Origin of the sequence: Paenibacillus sp. AD87 (assembly GCF_001659845.1) — a bacterium.
Lineage (GTDB): Bacteria > Bacillota > Bacilli > Paenibacillales > Paenibacillaceae > Paenibacillus > Paenibacillus marchantiae.
This window is the reverse complement of the sequence record NZ_LXQN01000007.1, coordinates 3,885,758-3,901,696: the sequence shown is the minus strand read 5'-3', so window position 1 is coordinate 3,901,696 and position 15,939 is coordinate 3,885,758. Positions and strand designations below refer to the sequence as shown.

At 48.0% G+C, this 15,939-nt stretch carries 14 protein-coding genes; 5 read left to right on the top strand and 9 right to left on the bottom strand.

Annotated elements, in window-relative coordinates; translation table 11 throughout:
* Positions 1–6: 6 nt before the first annotated feature.
* On the bottom strand, positions 7–1,638 hold the full coding sequence (locus gpAD87_RS16995) for a thiamine pyrophosphate-binding protein (RefSeq protein WP_064639338.1): 1,632 nt from the start codon (positions 1,636–1,638) through the stop codon (positions 7–9).
* Between the two features lie 406 nt (positions 1,639–2,044).
* Between gpAD87_RS16995 and gpAD87_RS16990 the strand changes: the two genes are divergently transcribed.
* Positions 2,045–3,016, top strand: a complete 972-nt coding sequence (locus tag gpAD87_RS16990; RefSeq protein ID WP_064639336.1) for a Gfo/Idh/MocA family protein — start codon at positions 2,045–2,047, stop codon at positions 3,014–3,016.
* Positions 3,017–3,138: 122 nt separating this feature from the next.
* Here the strand turns inward: gpAD87_RS16990 and gpAD87_RS16985 are convergent, their stop codons facing one another.
* Positions 3,139–4,857, bottom strand: a complete 1,719-nt coding sequence (locus gpAD87_RS16985) for a methyl-accepting chemotaxis protein (RefSeq protein ID WP_064639334.1) — start codon at positions 4,855–4,857, stop codon at positions 3,139–3,141.
* A gap of 289 nt (positions 4,858–5,146) precedes the next feature.
* Here gpAD87_RS16985 and gpAD87_RS16980 point away from each other — a divergent pair, with 289 nt between their 5' ends.
* Positions 5,147–5,833: an HAD hydrolase-like protein gene (locus gpAD87_RS16980; protein WP_064640984.1), complete on the top strand. Its 687-nt coding sequence runs from the start codon at positions 5,147–5,149 to the stop codon at positions 5,831–5,833.
* Between the two features lie 93 nt (positions 5,834–5,926).
* On the opposite strand, the gene gpAD87_RS16975 is transcribed toward gpAD87_RS16980, so the two are convergent.
* The 5 genes from gpAD87_RS16975 to gpAD87_RS16955 form a co-directional block, all read right to left on the bottom strand.
* Entirely contained in the window at positions 5,927–7,123 is a 1,197-nt protein-coding gene (locus gpAD87_RS16975; protein WP_064639332.1) for a YheC/YheD family endospore coat-associated protein, read from the bottom strand.
* Positions 7,124–7,158: 35 nt separating this feature from the next.
* The gene (locus gpAD87_RS16970; RefSeq protein WP_064639330.1) at positions 7,159–8,265 is read right to left on the bottom strand and encodes a YheC/YheD family endospore coat-associated protein; all 1,107 of its coding nucleotides are present in this window, start codon (positions 8,263–8,265) and stop codon (positions 7,159–7,161) included.
* Positions 8,265–9,638: a YheC/YheD family endospore coat-associated protein gene (locus tag gpAD87_RS16965; protein WP_064639328.1), complete on the bottom strand. Its 1,374-nt coding sequence runs from the start codon at positions 9,636–9,638 to the stop codon at positions 8,265–8,267. The genes gpAD87_RS16970 and gpAD87_RS16965 overlap by 1 nt, the downstream gene beginning before the upstream one ends.
* 61 nt (positions 9,639–9,699) lie before the next feature.
* Positions 9,700–10,890, bottom strand: coding sequence for a YheC/YheD family endospore coat-associated protein (locus gpAD87_RS16960; RefSeq protein ID WP_064639326.1), 1,191 nt, complete (start codon positions 10,888–10,890; stop codon positions 9,700–9,702).
* 30 nt (positions 10,891–10,920) lie between these two features.
* Positions 10,921–12,288, bottom strand: coding sequence for a YheC/YheD family endospore coat-associated protein (locus gpAD87_RS16955; protein WP_064639324.1), 1,368 nt, complete (start codon positions 12,286–12,288; stop codon positions 10,921–10,923).
* Positions 12,289–12,568: 280 nt separating this feature from the next.
* Between gpAD87_RS16955 and gpAD87_RS16950 the strand changes: the two genes are divergently transcribed.
* From gpAD87_RS16950 to gpAD87_RS16940, 3 genes are all read left to right on the top strand, one after another.
* Positions 12,569–12,916, top strand: coding sequence for a YlbF family regulator (locus tag gpAD87_RS16950; protein ID WP_024629123.1), 348 nt, complete (start codon positions 12,569–12,571; stop codon positions 12,914–12,916).
* A gap of 102 nt (positions 12,917–13,018) precedes the next feature.
* Positions 13,019–13,306 carry a hypothetical protein gene (locus gpAD87_RS16945; protein WP_064639322.1) on the top strand — a complete coding sequence of 96 codons (288 nt, stop codon included), beginning with the start codon at positions 13,019–13,021 and terminating at the stop codon, positions 13,304–13,306.
* A gap of 237 nt (positions 13,307–13,543) precedes the next feature.
* Positions 13,544–14,878 (top strand): DRTGG domain-containing protein, encoded by a 1,335-nt coding sequence (locus gpAD87_RS16940; RefSeq protein ID WP_064639320.1) that lies wholly within the window; start codon positions 13,544–13,546, stop codon positions 14,876–14,878.
* A 123-nt stretch (positions 14,879–15,001) separates the two neighbouring features.
* Here the strand turns inward: gpAD87_RS16940 and gpAD87_RS16935 are convergent, their stop codons facing one another.
* Both gpAD87_RS16935 and gpAD87_RS16930 read right to left on the bottom strand, forming a co-directional pair.
* Positions 15,002–15,343, bottom strand: a complete 342-nt coding sequence (locus tag gpAD87_RS16935) for a YtpI family protein (RefSeq protein ID WP_179132321.1) — start codon at positions 15,341–15,343, stop codon at positions 15,002–15,004.
* Between the two features lie 98 nt (positions 15,344–15,441).
* Positions 15,442–15,930 (bottom strand): hypothetical protein, encoded by a 489-nt coding sequence (locus gpAD87_RS16930; RefSeq protein WP_063564310.1) that lies wholly within the window; start codon positions 15,928–15,930, stop codon positions 15,442–15,444.
* Positions 15,931–15,939 lie beyond the last annotated feature (9 nt).

The following is a 15,939-nucleotide window of genomic DNA, read 5'->3' as shown; positions in this document are numbered from 1 at the left end:
TTCCTCCTAATTCAAAGTCACGGTACGGTGAGCCGTGGGTGGAATCTCGTCGCGATCGGTAAGAAGCTCAATTACAGTAACTTGGTTCAGCTGCTGCGCGGTCTGGAGAGCAGAGGTGAATTCGGCCCGTGTTTCTGCCCGAAAAGCAACAGCGCCGAGAGATTCAGCAAACTTTGCTGCATCCACAGGAACCTCAAATAAAGTGCCATCTATTCGACCTGTTGTTTTTTCCATGCCTTTCAGTGCCATATCCAGCTGTTTATTGTTCACGACGATGAAGATGACAGGCAGATTGTTGCATACAGCGGTGTTAATCTCGGTTCCAAGCATCATGAAGCATCCGTCACCTGTAATGCATACGATGGTTTCTTCCGGTGCAGCAGTCTTGGCCCCAATAGCCATGCCGATGGCATTACCCATGCAGGCAAAGTAGGCGTCAAACACAAAGCTGCCGGGTTTCTTGACTTTATATCGTTGAACCGCATGAAAACCATGACTCCCATCATCTACAAACAGCTTATGATCATATGGAAGCAGTTCACTCATTTCTTCCAGCACGGAAGCCAGGGACAGGTTCGGCAGATCCGGGAGAGGTACGGTGTAATCCACAGTTGTCGTTTCTTTTGGAACAATAGGTTGTTCTGTCAGTGTACCGAGCAAAAACTGTAGATTATCCTTCAAGTCGCCGGTGATATGTAAGGTTTGAGCGTTAAGTATTTTACCAACGAATGTAGGATCAGCGTCAAATTGAATCAGATGTGTAGGATGGTTTTCAGGTTTCAAATTACAGATCGTCATATCACTCAGACGTGAACCGAGTACGATATAGAGATCACTTTGATTCAGCAGTTCATCTGCATGAGGGAAGCCGCCGACACCGCAGGGCCCATGATAAAGGGGATGATCCCAGGCAATGGCACCTTTACCTCCAGGAGAAGTAATGACAGGAATATTGAAATGTTCGGCAAAATGGAGCAATTCATCATGGGCTCTGGCGCGAATGACGCCTTTGCCTGCAATAATTAAAGGATGACTGGACTGTTGAAGTAAGGGAAGGATACGATTCAGGTTGGATACGCTAATCAGGGGTTCTGGCTCCGGGATTACAACCCGGAAGTCAGCGAGCTGTTCGGTTTGTACATCAAACGGAAGACAGAGATGGACCGGACCTTTGTTGGGACCGAGTGCAATGGAAAGGGCATGATTTAATATGGTGCTGAAATGATCGCCGCGCTCCACAAGCTTGCTGAATAGCGTGGCAGGACGGAACATCTCCGCCAGATCAGCCAAGTAGGAAGAGGAGTCCTGACATTGCGGAAGTCCCAATTCCTGAATGGATTGATGACCCGTAATAAACAGGACGGGCAAATTATTGGCCTTGGCATGGGCTGCGGCGGTGAGCAAGTTGGTTCCGCCCGGACCAGAAGTGGCGAAGGCCACACCCAGTTTCCCTGTTTGGAGGGCATAGCCCGATGCGGCAAAGCCTGAACTGGATTCATGGCGACCTGGAATGAATTCCAAACCGTAATCGACCATTTTCAGGGCAGCAGGACAGATGGATTTTCCGATAATACCAAAGACATGAGTAACGCCTAAATTACGCAGAGCTTCTGCCAAATAGTCCGCAACTGTTCTCATGCGGGACACCTCGCTTCACAAAATAGGTTTTTGGACCCACAGGTCAAGTTCCATTTTTGGAGTGTATGTCGTTGTCTAAGGTTGTAAAAGGAAATAAACCCTTGTTAATAGGAAGAGTAGCTTTTTTTGTGGTTTTTTGTCAACCGCTTTTATGAGTATAAGTTCCTGATTCGTAGGTTGGAAACGCTTAATGTCTTGTCCCATATGAGAAAATAAATTGGTTATATATTCCTGCAACGAATTACCTATAAACAAGATTTATAGAATTAAATGTAAAATAATATATAATATGATGTATTTTTTTGTGTAGATCAAATTAGAAGCGTATGCTTTCCATTTCGTATCCGTGCAAGGATTGGCAATATTATGCTTTCTGTTATACTGAAATTCGATGGGAGTGAGTTGAATGACAACGATAAAAATGGCCGTAATTGGTCTGGGCAAAATGGGAATACATATGATACATCAGGCAACAGAGGCAGAACTATCCGAAAAAGTAGAGATTGTAGCAGTGTGCGATTCCAGTGAGGAAAATTTGACATCGTTTGCTTCCTCGCATCCTGAGACGAAGACGTATACGGATTTCAAGCAATTGCTCGACACACACCCGATTGATCTGCTGTACATTGCAGTTCCGCCTAAATATCATTATCCAGTCGTTATGGAGGCATTAAAGCGCAAGATTCATGTATTCTGTGAGAAGCCACTGGCCAATAGCGTGGAGGAAGCTAGAGCAATGTTCGAGGCAGCCGAGAAGGCTGATGTAGTAAATGCAATTCATTTCTCGATGCCGCATGAACCATCAGTAGAGAAATTGCAAGAGCTGATTCGTCAGGAAACGATTGGTGAGATTCGCAAAATCGATCTGATTCTGCAATTCCCTCAGTGGCCACGAGCGTGGCAGCAAAATGCCTGGATTACAAGCCGCGAGCAGGGCGGATTCATTCTTGAAGTGGGAATCCACTGGATTCATATGATCCAAAATGTGTTTGGTGCTATCCGTGTGATTAACAGTGAGGTTCAATTTCCTCAAAATACAGGTGAATGTGAACATGAAGTTCAGGCCGCGATGGAGCTGGAGGATGGAACCCGAATTCAGTTAAATGGGATTGCTCATTTTGCAGGTGAAGAGCGTGTATCCATGGTGGTTTACGGTACAGAAGGAACGATTGCTTTGGAAAACTGGGACCAACTATGGAGTGGGGGCATCGGAGAGCCGCTTGTTCCCGTCGAAGTAGATGAATCCTTAAGCCAGCTGCCTGTACTTAAACACGTCATTGCCCGTATTCAAGGCCAACCTGCCAAAATATACGATTTCAACGATGGCTATCATGCACAGCTTGTCCTTGAAGCGCTGCGTAATCCGGGTCAAGCCTGATCGAAAAAGGTACTGAGCTAGAAAAGGATTCGTGTTAAATGTTCTTTCATTTTGAAAAAAAGAAGCAGATCCCTATGGAGTAGGGCCTGCTTCTTTGTGTTATCTGGGACTGAACAATAGGGTCAAGACAGCTTGAATCGGTTAACCAATTGATCGAGCGCATCTGACATTTCATTTAATTGCTGGGAGGTGTCTGTCATTTCCTGTAGGGAAGCAAGTTGTTCTTCGGTCATAGCGGATACCTCTTCCGTGGCTGATGCGGTATCCTCAACTACGGCGGATACTTCGTTAATGGACTTCATTACCGTTTCGCTGCCGGATGTCAGTTGTTCCACAACAGCGGATACGTCCTGAACTTCACCGCTGAGATCATGAATGTGCTGGGTAATATTTGTGAATGCATGCCCTGCATCTTCAATCGTCCGTAGTCCTTCGTTGACATGGAGTGTACTTTCGTCCACAACCTGCGCTGTATTTTGAACTCCGGATACAACGGTTTCCAGTATACTTGTAATTTCTTTCGCTGACGTGGCACTTTGATCTGCCAGATTGCGGATTTCAGAGGCAACGACAGCAAATCCACGTCCATGTTCTCCTGCGCGAGCTGCTTCAATTCCGGCATTGAGTGCGAGCAGGTTCGTTTGTCTTGCGATCCCTGACATGGAATCGGCAATGTTGATAACTTGATCAGACATTTCGGAGATTTCGTTAATGGCTTCCTGTACAGATAAGAAGGATTGTTCAATGAACGTTATTTTCCCTACGGCATTATCGATACGCTGTTGTCCATCAACGGCAATGGATTCGGTGCGTACGGCACGTTCAGCCACGTCGGCAGTTGAAGCCGCTACCCGATTAAGTCCGATGAGCGATTGTTCCATCGCAGCGACCATGGTCTGAGTAAGGGCAACTTGTTCATCGGCACCTTCAGCGACTCGCTCCATGGCCGTGGCCACCTCTTTTCCTGCGATGTGATTGTCAGAAACGCTTTTACCTAGTCGATCGGAGGCTGTGCTCAGAATGGTAGCATTGTTTTGAATGTCGAGCATCATTTGCTGCAGACCCAAGAGCATGATATTGGCAGCCTCGGCCAATTCCCGTGTTTCATCTTTCATCGGAGTTGCAATCCGCAAGGTCAGATCCCCATTGGAGGAGCCAATATCATTCAGTGCATGTGTCACTGCACGGATGTTCCTTACAATGGACCGGGACAGGACTAAGGCAGCGATGACTGAGATTAGGGCAACAAGGAACAATGCTCCGTACAACTCCCAGTTGAGCACCTTGTTTTTCTGTTTCAGTTCTTCTGTACGGGTTTCAGTCAAAGCCAGTTCATTGGTTCGGAACGTATTCAGTGATTGCCGAATTTGGTCCATATCCTGTTTACCGGGATCTGTCGTGAAAAATTGTCGGATCGAAGGAAGGTCATTGGCCTGGCGCAGTGCAACAATCGGTTCTCCCGCGATTTGAATCCAGTGTTCCATAGTATTATGTATATCTTCCAGCAGCTTTAGCTGTGATGGGTTGTCCGAGATCAAGGTAGCGAGCTGATCCTTGAGTGCAACCATCTGTTCTTTTCCATGGGTATACGGGTCAAGGTAATTTTCCTGCCCTGTAATAACGTAACCCCGTTGGCCTGTTTCCATATCCACCATGTTCTTTTCAATCTCATAAGTCAGGGCGTGTACATTCATATCGTGATCTACGAGAAAATCCAATTCGCTTTGAAGTTTACTGGTACTGTTCTGGATCAAAAGAATGCAACCTGCCAAAACAGCGAGTACGAGCAAATAGCCCAAACCAATCTTATAAAAAATTTTGAAGGTCCTGTGCTTTTTCATGTTTGTTATGCCTCTCCTTGGGGTATATGTATTTGTCGAATAAACTTGAATAATAGATTTTTTTAGTTCTTTAGGTGTGGTGTCTAAAGAACTATTTTTTCAGTATTATACTTAAAGAAAGTATTAATGTACATAGTTTGATTAATTTATGTATAACGTTTGTGGATATTGTATGGCGTTGACGATACAGATGTTTTACATTGCGCGGTTTACACTGCCAAACGTTTATGTTTATCATGGAAGGGGAACGATTCCGAATACATATCCCAATCCGAAAGGAACATTGGACATGACAAAAGAGACGGTATTGCGTAAACCGGAAGCAATGATTTTTGATATGGATGGTACTTTGTTTCAGACGGAAACTCTGTTGTTACCAGCCTATCATCAGCTGTTTGATACATTGCGGGCCGAAGGGCATTTTGAGGGAGAGACTCCTCCTGAAGAACGAATGCTGGGAAGCCTGGGGATGTTGCTAGAAGATATATGGAAAGTGGTTATGCCTGAAGCTTCAGTTGCGGCCCATCGGCGTGCAGACGAATTGCTGCTTCAGTTGGAGATTGAAGGGTTGGATGGGGGAAGCTCACAGCTGTACCCACAAGTAAAAGAGACGCTGAAAGCGTTGAAAGAACAGGGTGTGCGGTTGTTTGTCGCCAGCAACGGGCTGGAGGACTATGTCAAAGGCGTTGCCTTTGCCCATGAGATCATGCCGCTCTTTGAAGGCGTGTATAGTGCAGGACAGTACAAGACCCCTTCCAAAGTTAACTTGGTTCAGATTCTGCTTGAGAAGCATCGGATTCAGGATGCATGGATGGTCGGGGACCGCTCTTCGGATGTGGAAGCAGGTAAAATGAACAACCAGACTGTCATCGGCTGTGCCTATGCAGGGTTCGGACGAGATGAAGAACTTGCAGGATCCGATGTACTAATCTCTGATTTTACGGAACTGCTTCGTTTATATCGGGAAGCCGAATAGAAAAAAATGACCACCCTACATCCATTCGGATGTTGGATGGTCATTTTTTTGGTTCAAGGAGAATTTGGTTCACTACCTATTGAAGTCTGACGGTCATAACCGGGATCTTCTGGTCCTTTTGAGGGTGGCAGACTTACCTTTTACGCGTTTGACTGGTTTCGTTACCTTCACGCCACGAGGGGGACGAGTCGCACTTGGATGGTTGTGGTACACCCATAAGGCGTACTCCAGTGGTTGAGTGATTGCCTTGGAATAAGTATCTTTCTCTCCAATGCGGGCAAATACTTCACGTGCAGGTTTCGGATTTACTTCGAGCAGATAGATACGTCCACTCTTGTCAATCGCCAGATCCAGAGCCAATTCACACAAGGTGCCATAGGTACTTTCCAGAAATGAAGCAACGTCAATCCCAAATTTCTCGGCAGTGGTGTTGATCTCAGCCCGTTCCTTCTCATCGGTAATCCACTGTTTCATCAATTTGTGCATCGCAATGGCCTGGCCACCGCCATGCAGATTAGAGGTAACACTTTTCTCTGCACCCATACGTCCAGCGCATCCAGTTAATTCCCACTGTCCTTCACCATTCTTCTGGACCAGCATTCGATAATCATGAACCCGGCCATTCGGAAGCTGAAGCTGAATGCCCTGCTGAACAAGGTATTTATCTTTCATATTCCAATGCTGTAGCAGTGAACCCAAGCGTGACAGATGGACTTTGCGTGGGGTGATGATCCGTCGCTTCTGGTCCCGTCCCTGTACAAGAACCGTATTGGCCTCGCTGCCACTGCGTTCGATGCGAAGGATTCCGCGCCCTCCGGTTCCATTAATGGGTTTCAGATAGATGAGCGAGGAGGCTTTCAGCATACGATTCACATCGGACATATCCTGAAACAGAACGGTATCTGGCAGATGTTCACGGAAGGCTGATTTCGCCGAGAGCGTTTGATGAATGGTCCATTTATTGCGCAGTGGACGGTTTAGAAAGAGCAGATGCCCATACTTTTCTCGAAAGGCAAGCAGTTGCTGGAATCTGCGATTGCGCTGTATACGGCAGCGATCGAAGATCATGTCCGGGAATGAACGCCATTCCCGGGACCAGCCTTTTTCCGAATGAAAGACCATAGCCTCAATCTGTTTGCCTCCTGAGTGTACATCGGCAGGTGTGAACACATAGATATCGAGTCCCCGCTTGCGCCCTTCAAGGATCATTCTGCGGTATATGCTCCGTTCTTCCAGAGCGCGATGTTCATTTAAGTACAACGTCATAATGCCCAGAACAGGTGAGGACACAAACAATCACCTTCTTTTGCTGTTATTCCTGTTCATCATCGTTTCGATTGGCGGGCAAGGTAGGCGCTGTACTGAAAAATACGTTCCAATGACCTGCGTCGAATCTGCGGTTCATCGAACTTCATCGGCTTCGCATTCGCTTCGAAGAACCAGATCTCGCCCAGATCGTCAATGCCCAGGTCCATGGACATTTCACCAAGCGTATGCCCTGAACCTCGTTCCACTTGACGCGCGATCAACAATGAAGTGGATTTCACCCGCTTCATCAATGTATTCGACATTTCTTCTCCGAAAAGGTCGGTAAGCAGCTTTTCCGGGTCCTCTACACTGCCGCCGCGCGGCACATGGGTCGTAATGCTTCGAGAGCCGGCGAGCCGGGCCCCGATCCCTGTTACGCTCCATTGTCCTTTGCCGTTTTTCTGCACAAGTACACGTAGATCGAATGGACGCTTCCGGGACGAAGCCAGCTCAATACCCTGTTGCATGATATAAGGCGTGTGTCCGGTCTCCTTACGAATTCTTGCCCATAATTTGGAAAGGGTAGCGGCTTTGTACGTGGTGCTTTTTCGGGTACTCTGTATTTTAAGCCGGTAAGGGAGACGTTCTTTTTCCTGAAACTTGAGCATCATGATTCCTTTGCCGGCTTTGCCGCTTTCTGGTTTCAGATATAGATAAGGATACGATCGAAGCACCGTCCCCAAAGCGGTTGCTGTTCGCATTCGGCGAGTATAGGGAATCAGCTGCTGGGTAGACTTGGATTTCTTAAGCCATTCGAACAAATTCCATTTATTGAAGAAAAACGGGTTGTATAGTTCGATTCCGGAATGCATGCACTCTTCAATTTTTCGCTGTACTGAAGGTTTGCGTTCATCTTCCCGATTGGGAATCCGATTGTAGAGTACATGGGGAAGGGGGAAGGACTGTGAAGTCCATCTCCCAATCCCATTGTTGTACGTGTACCCTTTCACAGTGGGGCCGCTCACATTCAAATCTCGTACAGTCACGACGTACACCACATATCCCATATTTTCGCCCGTTTGTACAATATCTAAGAAGTTTTGCTGGTTTCCTCTGAACATCCGACGATCATCATGCATGGTCAAGACAGCAATAACGGGTCTAAAATCATCCTGCAAGCTCATCAAATGCCGTCTTTCTTCCGGAATTTGCTCAAATACAGGCAATGTTCCAGGATGTGCTCCACCGATGATTTTCCTTCCAGCCGCAGCGAAGGGTGACGGAAAATGGAGCGGCCGGGTTTGGCGTTCGCTTCGAACATCCATACATGTTCCTCCTGATCAATGCCCAGATCAAAGCCAATCTCACCAATTAGATGCTGGTGCTGGGTTTCAATCGCCTGGGCCAGTGTTATTGCGACAGATTTGGCATGCTGAAGCACTTCTCCAGAGCGGTCACCAAAGTTCCGCTTGAGAGCCTGCTCGGGTGTCATCAGGGAGCCGCCGTTTTTAATATGGGTGGTTACACTGCCGCGACCAGCTTTTTTGGCGCCGATGCCAACGACGACCCATTGGTTGTTTCCATTTTTATGCATGTGAAAACGAAAATCAATCGGACATTCGTCAATCTCAATGAGCCTTATACCTTGTTGAACGACATAACCGCGAAGTTGTTTGCCGTGTCTGCCTTGAAGCATGCGCATTAGGCTGTTGAATGAACCAAAACGAAGCAGGGCGTTGCCGCCTTTTTTACGATAACGGGCGAAATATCCACGTTTGGGCGAATAGGTCAATCGATAGATCCCGTTGCCCAGACTTCCTGCTGTTGGTTTGTAATAGACAAACTGATGGCGTTCCAGCATTTCTTTCATCTGTTCTACCGTCGGGTTGGTGATGGATTCAGGAATATAACGTCCTGCCGCTGGGTCGTTCTCCAGCAGTTTATAAATATCTGACTTGTTGAAGAAACTCCAATTGAAGAAAGGGATCTTGCGTCGGATGAATCGCTCCCGCAGCTGGTTGATCGCTGGTGAGAAGTCAGAGCGACGGCTGGGTAATCGGTTATACACGACGTCTGGCAGAGGTACAGTTTTGCGACTGAAGCTTCCATTGTCATTAAGGAAAAAACCGGATACTGTTTCGTTCTGCCAGTTGATATCTCTTGGAGTGAACGCATAAATATAGGATTTACGGCTGCCTTCTCGGAGCAGTTGTTTGATAAAACCGGTACGGGAACCAAACGGGTTGGAGCCAGAAGAAGGTCCGTCAGACAGCACGCCGATCAGTGGACCCAACTGGACTTCATCGTTCTGCAAGTTGCGGAGGTAGATGCTGCCCCGTTTCGGAACGTTCATCAGATTACGTATGCCCGAAGCGAGATAGAGATGTTTGCCAGCCTTTTTGATTGGTTTGATGGTTGCGGGCACCCGGTCACGGCCAAACCGCAGATGAATCGTTTTTTTGCCGGATAGATTTAGGCTTTTCATTAATGCGTTGGATACATAAACCACTTTATCCGGCTGCTGTGTGAAATGCAGATTGCAAAAGGTCAAACTCATGATTTATCCTCCTATCCTGAAAAGATCCTTCGGCTCCATGGCAAGCGGGGCGCTGCGTGCCTCAACCGCCGTGAATCGGGATGGGTTTCAGGCCAGCTGTGCTGGATGTATTCGGCATTTTCGTTGGACGCTTCACGTCCGTGAGAACATGTTGTTGCAGCAAATAACGGGCATAGGCAAGCGGCCGGGCGTAGGTCAGACTGTGCATACGGGAGTCACCCGCCTCTGCGAATGAGGAGCGTCCCGGCCTGGAGTTCACTTCAAGCAGCCAAAGGCGACCCTCAACATCTGCTCCAAAATCAAGGCCCAGTTCGGCCAGTCTGCCAAATCGGCTCTCCAACAGGGTAGGGATGCGGGCAGCAGCCTGCCTGATCGTCTCGAGCAGAGCGCTGGATTGCTTGCTCCCATATCGTTCCAGTAGATAAGGATGCACGGGGTATGCTTTTCCCCCTCCATGCAAATTGGAAGTGAGTGAGCCAGCCGGTCCTTCCCGTACCATACATCCGGTTAGAGACCAGTGTCCTCGCCCATTTTTTTGCACCAAGGCCCTAATGTCGAACGGGCGTTCATGATGACTTAGTTCCAGATACGGCTGTAAGATCATCTTTTTACCGGCCTTGTGTGAATCCAGCCAGGCAGAGACATCCTGGCGATGCTCAAATGTACGGTGTATCAATTCATTGCGAGTATTTCTGCCCTCCATAATCCAGGGGGGGTGGTGATCTTCGCAATAAAGGCGAAACGTATTTTTACCATGGGTGCCCGATACAGGTTTGAAGAAAATACCTTTCGGCCAGCGCTCCAGCCATTGCTCCCATAAGGTATCCGACTGAAGAAGTGTCGTAGGCGCAAGAAGAGCACGTAGTCTTATATCAGTAGACAAGGCGCGATATACCTTCCATTTACCAGGCAAAGAAGCAGACCAGTAACGGGCATGGTGTCCGTCGCCTGAGGAAACTAGCTGCTGAAGTTGCTGTTTGAATGTTCTGGGAAGCGGTAGCAGACAGCGGTCCATGATTAGGTCCACAGCAGGAAGAGGTACGATATTCCATTCTCCTCTGCCGAATGCATAGCCCTGTGTGAGCCGGGATGACATGGAGTTATTCGCGACGGCCAGCACAATGATATTTAGGCCGTAACGGTGGCTTTCCAAACTGAGACGACGACAGAAGAGTTCATCTACGAAAGGAGGCGAGCCTTCTGTTGCCCGAACCAAGATGGCTACTGTGTTTGTCTGATGTTGTAGGAACATTTCGCTGCACCTCCTCTAATGGATGACTCTTCAGAATCCGGCCAAATAGGAGGAGTATTCCAGCATCGCTTTGACCGAAGGCCGGATTTTACTCTCGCTAAGTGGCGTATTATCGTTCTTGGATGGTTTGGAGTTCACTTCAAGTAGCCATACCCTTCCGCTGGTGTCCAAGGCCAGATCGATGCCGAGTTCACCGAAATGGGCGGGGATGGCGCCTTCAATGCCTTTGGCGATATCCAGCGCCGCCGTATGCAATCCTGCATACGCAGAAGCTTTGGCTGATCCGGACAATTGGGTTTTGGCTACAGCTTCCTTAACGGTGCTGAGACTTCCACCTCGTGCCAGGTTGGATACATAGTGACTGCCGCCTGCAATACGTGCGACGATGGAAGTGACACTCCATTTGCCCGTACGGTTTTTTTGCACAAGCGCGCGGAAATCTACGGGTCTGCCGCTATTATCAATAAGGGAAAGACCCTGTTGGATCTGGTAGCGCGTTGTTTTCATTTTCCCAGACAGACTGGCATACAGTTTATCCAGTGAAGCATACGTTTGTTTTCGGGTACCCCCAACGCTTGTAGCGAGGGTGAGGAAGCTGCCGTCGCTTTGACGAGAGACCCGGATAATACCTTTGCCAAGCGATCCGCGAACTGGCTTCAGAAAGACAACCGGATATCGGTTGCACATGGTTTTGAGCGTGGCGGAAGCTTTGAGTAAATGGGATTCGGGTAATACCCTCTTCAGTGTTGAAACGGACTTCAAGGCATCGAACACTTCATTTTTGTCCAGAAACTTTTCGTTGAAGGTTTGTGTACCGTAGAGCGATTTTACTTCTTTCATAAAATGCTGTACGCTAGGTTTGTTCTCAAGCTTACGGGACGTCAGCCGGTTATTGACGACGTCTGCTATAGGCAGAACGGTCTTTTTCCAGCCGTCATCATACACCCAGCCTTTCATATAACCCGTCACCGCTCCAATATCCTCCGGTGTGAAAAAGGATACATAGGCGCCCTTCTTCCGGCAAGCGTTCACCAGTTCTTGACAGAACATCGTGATGGAGCCAAAGGGCCGATCGGGCTGATCGGGGTAATCCTGGCTGACCAATACACTGATGTAGGGTCCAAGACGCAAAGTACGGCTGGCTGAACGATAAGATATGCTCAGGACCGAACGGGGAACAAGGCCGGTTTTGCTGGCTACCGTTTGATTGATGCGCAGACCGTCATACCTGGGAACAGGAATGACAGTGACTTCACGGCGGAAAGAGCCGAATTGCAGCTGAAGCGGCCTTCCCGAAGGGATTTTAAGCGCCTTGAGCACCCCTTCGCCCAGCATGATGACGTCGTCCTGCAGGATGCCCGAGCCGGTAACCTGAATCGTTACTTTTTTAGTGGACATCGCGGATCTCCTTCCGGGCGGCAACTTGATGTCTGATCTCGAAGTTGAACGGCATCTGAACATGGCATGTGCTTCATCATATGAGGACATATAACCCTTGGTGATTGACCCATTTGGATTAAATGCATTTGATGCTCGCTAGGTAATGGATGGCATGTTTCCGCAACCTTTGTTTGACGGAAGTGAAATACGTGTATTAACACGGGTGAACGTTGCGATGAGAATGTGAATGAATACGAATGTATAACAGAAGAACAACCTAATTTGAGGAGGAATTATAGTGAACATTTATGACAAAGCCAATGATTTGGCCAAAGCACTGAGAGAAAGCAGCGAGGTGGAAGAAATTACTTCTGCGATGAAGCTGATCGAAGTAGACCCGGAAGCAAAGGCTATGTTGGATAATTTCCGTGATCAACAGATGGAATTGCAACAACGTATGATGAGTGGGGATATGCCTGCACCGGACGAAATGGAGAAAATGGAGAAACTGTTCGAGGTACTGAGCCTGAACCTGAATATCCGTCGGCTGTTTGACGCTGAACGTCGCCTGAGTGTCATTATCGAAGACGTGAACAAAATTATTGCAGACAGCCTGGGTCATCTGTACGGTGGCGCTGAAGCCTAAACCTAAAACCTTGTCCCGTTTTTTTGCCTGAACCTCTCATATTAGCTTCTTATCGTTCATAGACTAGACATATAGAGTCGATCAAGAACGAAGGAGCTGTGAATGGTGAAAAGGTTAAAGAAAGCAAAACATGTGATCTATCTGGTTATCGCATTGTCGATGCTGGTTATTGCGTTGCCGCGCATTTCCTTTGCTGGTGGAATGGCCTGGGTTAATATTTTTGGCATCGTATGGGTGCTGTTCTCGTTATTAATCATTGGTGCACATCTGCATTTTATTCTTGGTGTGGATGAAGAGAAGAAGCGTGCACTGGAAGCTGTTCGGCGGGCAAAGCTGCGGCAATGGGAGATGAAACTAGTGGACAAGCAGGAGCAGAGCAAATCTGTATAAGGTTTGGTTCACATACGACATGGTAATAGAGATGGTTCTATCTGTATAAGTAAGGCCGGATTCCCTTTGGTATAAAAGGGGCCGGTCTTTTTTTATGCCCGTAATTTGCTGTTCCGATTATTCAGATCCATTTAGCGCGGTTCTTTAGGAGAAAGGTACGTAGAATGGGGTTATTTTCCTAAGGTCGTGTTATAATAGATACAGAATAGTACAGATGCATCTTCGGGGGTGGTACAGATGGACGGACAGGAAGAAAACGTGACGAAGCACGAACAATTGCTTCAACATATTGAACAACTGAAGGTAGGCAGTAAAATATCGGTGCGCGGACTGGCACGGGAGCTGGGCGTAAGCGAAGGAACAGCATATCGTGCGGTAAAAGAGGCAGAGAACTTCGGCCTGGTCGTGACCAAGGAACGAATTGGAACGGTGCGGATCGAGAAAAGACCTCGCGGTATGACCGAGCAGCTGACTTTTGCCGATGTGGTAACCATCGTCGAAGGTCATGTGCTGGGTGGAAGTGACGGTCTTGCCAAACCGCTTCACAAGTACGTGATCGGTGCGATGAAAGAGCAGGCCATGGCCCGTTACATTGACGCGGGAAGCCTGTTGATTGTTGGTAACCGGGATAATGCACACTCCCTTGCCCTCGAACAGGGCGCAGGTGTTTTAATTACAGGTGGCTTCGGTACAAGCCGTGAAGTGAGAGTGATGGCTGATGAGTTGGGTCTGCCCATCATTTCCTCCCGACATGATACGTTCACAGTGGCTTCAATGATTAACCGTGCGATCTTTGATCGACTGATTAAGAAAAAGATTATGTTGGTAGAGGATATCATCGGTCAGAAACCCCGCCTTCAGGTGCTAAAGGTGACCAGTTCAGCCGCGGATTTTCATCTGCTGGTTTCCGAAACGGGAGAGCATCGCTTCCCGGTAGTAGATGAATGGAACCGTGTTATCGGTATTGTGAGTCTGAAAGATGTGAGCGAGTTAAAAGAGGATCAGAGTATTGAGAAGTGTGTCGTACGCCGCCCAATCACAGCTTCGCTGCAAACCTCACTGGCTTCGGCTGCACAGATTATGACGTGGGAAGGCATTGACTTCCTGCCGATTGTAGATCGGAACCGTAAACTGATTGCATCCGTCACACGTAAGGAAGTATTGCAAGCGATGCGTGATGCACAGAAGCAGCCACAGCTTGGAGAGACGTTCGATCATCTGATCTGGAACGGGTTTGCGGAAGAGCGTGGAGAGCAGAACGAATTGTTTTTCCACGGTTTCATCATTCCGCAGATGGCGACAGACCTCGGTACTATCTCGGAAGGTGTTCTGCTGAATGTGATGACACAGGCGGGACGGCGCGCAGCCTGGGATGTTACAGGAAACGACCATGTGGTGGATAATGTAACAACGTATTTTGTTCGTCCGGTACAGATTGAAGATCAGATTCTGGTTCGTCCCATTATTCTGGAGACAAGTCGTCGGACCTGCAAAATGGATATTGTCATTTCCCGTGATGGGAATGTTGTATGCAAAGCGGTAATGACCCTACAATCCATTGACCATGCCTAGAAAAAGAGAGTATCCTCTTATCGAAAGAGCGAACTGTACCCCGAAATCGGCGTGGTTCAGGCTTGTTCGATAGATGAGGATACTCTCTTTTTGGCAAAAAGCAATGACATCGTGCTAAGTGCATCAGGCAGATTGTCCGGATGTCTTGCCAGTTCCACCGTCTGCATGCTGCTGAAGACGGGCATAGTAACTGCGGTTACGTAATCCGGCAAATAAATTGTACGCTCCCATAATCAGAAATAGCGCTTCCACAACAACGGATAGCGTAGAACCAGTAAACACAAACATCAGAATGAGGGAAAGAATAATCAGCATGCTACCCATCCAGATGTTGGTCCATGAGCGATAAAGACCTATGGCGATGGGATCAGTCGTCCTGCGCGAACGAATGCTGTTCAGAGCTGAACAGACCATGGCCAGGGCAAAGATGGCGATTAGGGCATATTTGAGTACATCGATGAACACAAAGACGCAGCTCCTTTTCTGGAAAGCATTTACTGCCCTTATTGTACCATGCAGGCAGAGGGCAAGGGCAGTTTTTTTCCGGGGCTTTCATCCATTTCCTAAGCCGGAACGTGCATCCGAATCTGTACCCAAACTTGCAGCACACCTTCCATCACCAGCATCGTTTTCACCTGGACGGTATATTCCTTTTCTCTGACCGTATACACTTTTTGGTTCAGCATAATCCGCGTCATTTTGCTGTACTCATCGATATTGAAGACGTCGCGACCCCGGAGCACCTCAAGTTCATCCCCCAGTTTCTGCAACATCACTTTCAGGGAGGCCTCGTCCGGACCTTTGTCAGAGTCTTCTGCACGGACCTTGATTTCCTTGATGACGGTTTGGCGTTTACTGTATTTTTTCAGCGTTTTAATGTCCTCCTCATTCTGATGCAGCTGAAGCTGCAACTCCTGATTGTTGAGCCACAACTCGTTGTAACTCAGGTGAAATACACCGTTGTACACGACACAACCGGCGATCATTCCCAGAACAAAGACAGCAGTCATGCGCATAAGCGGGCGGTAACGTGAAAAAGGCGGGATTCTCATGGGCGCTGT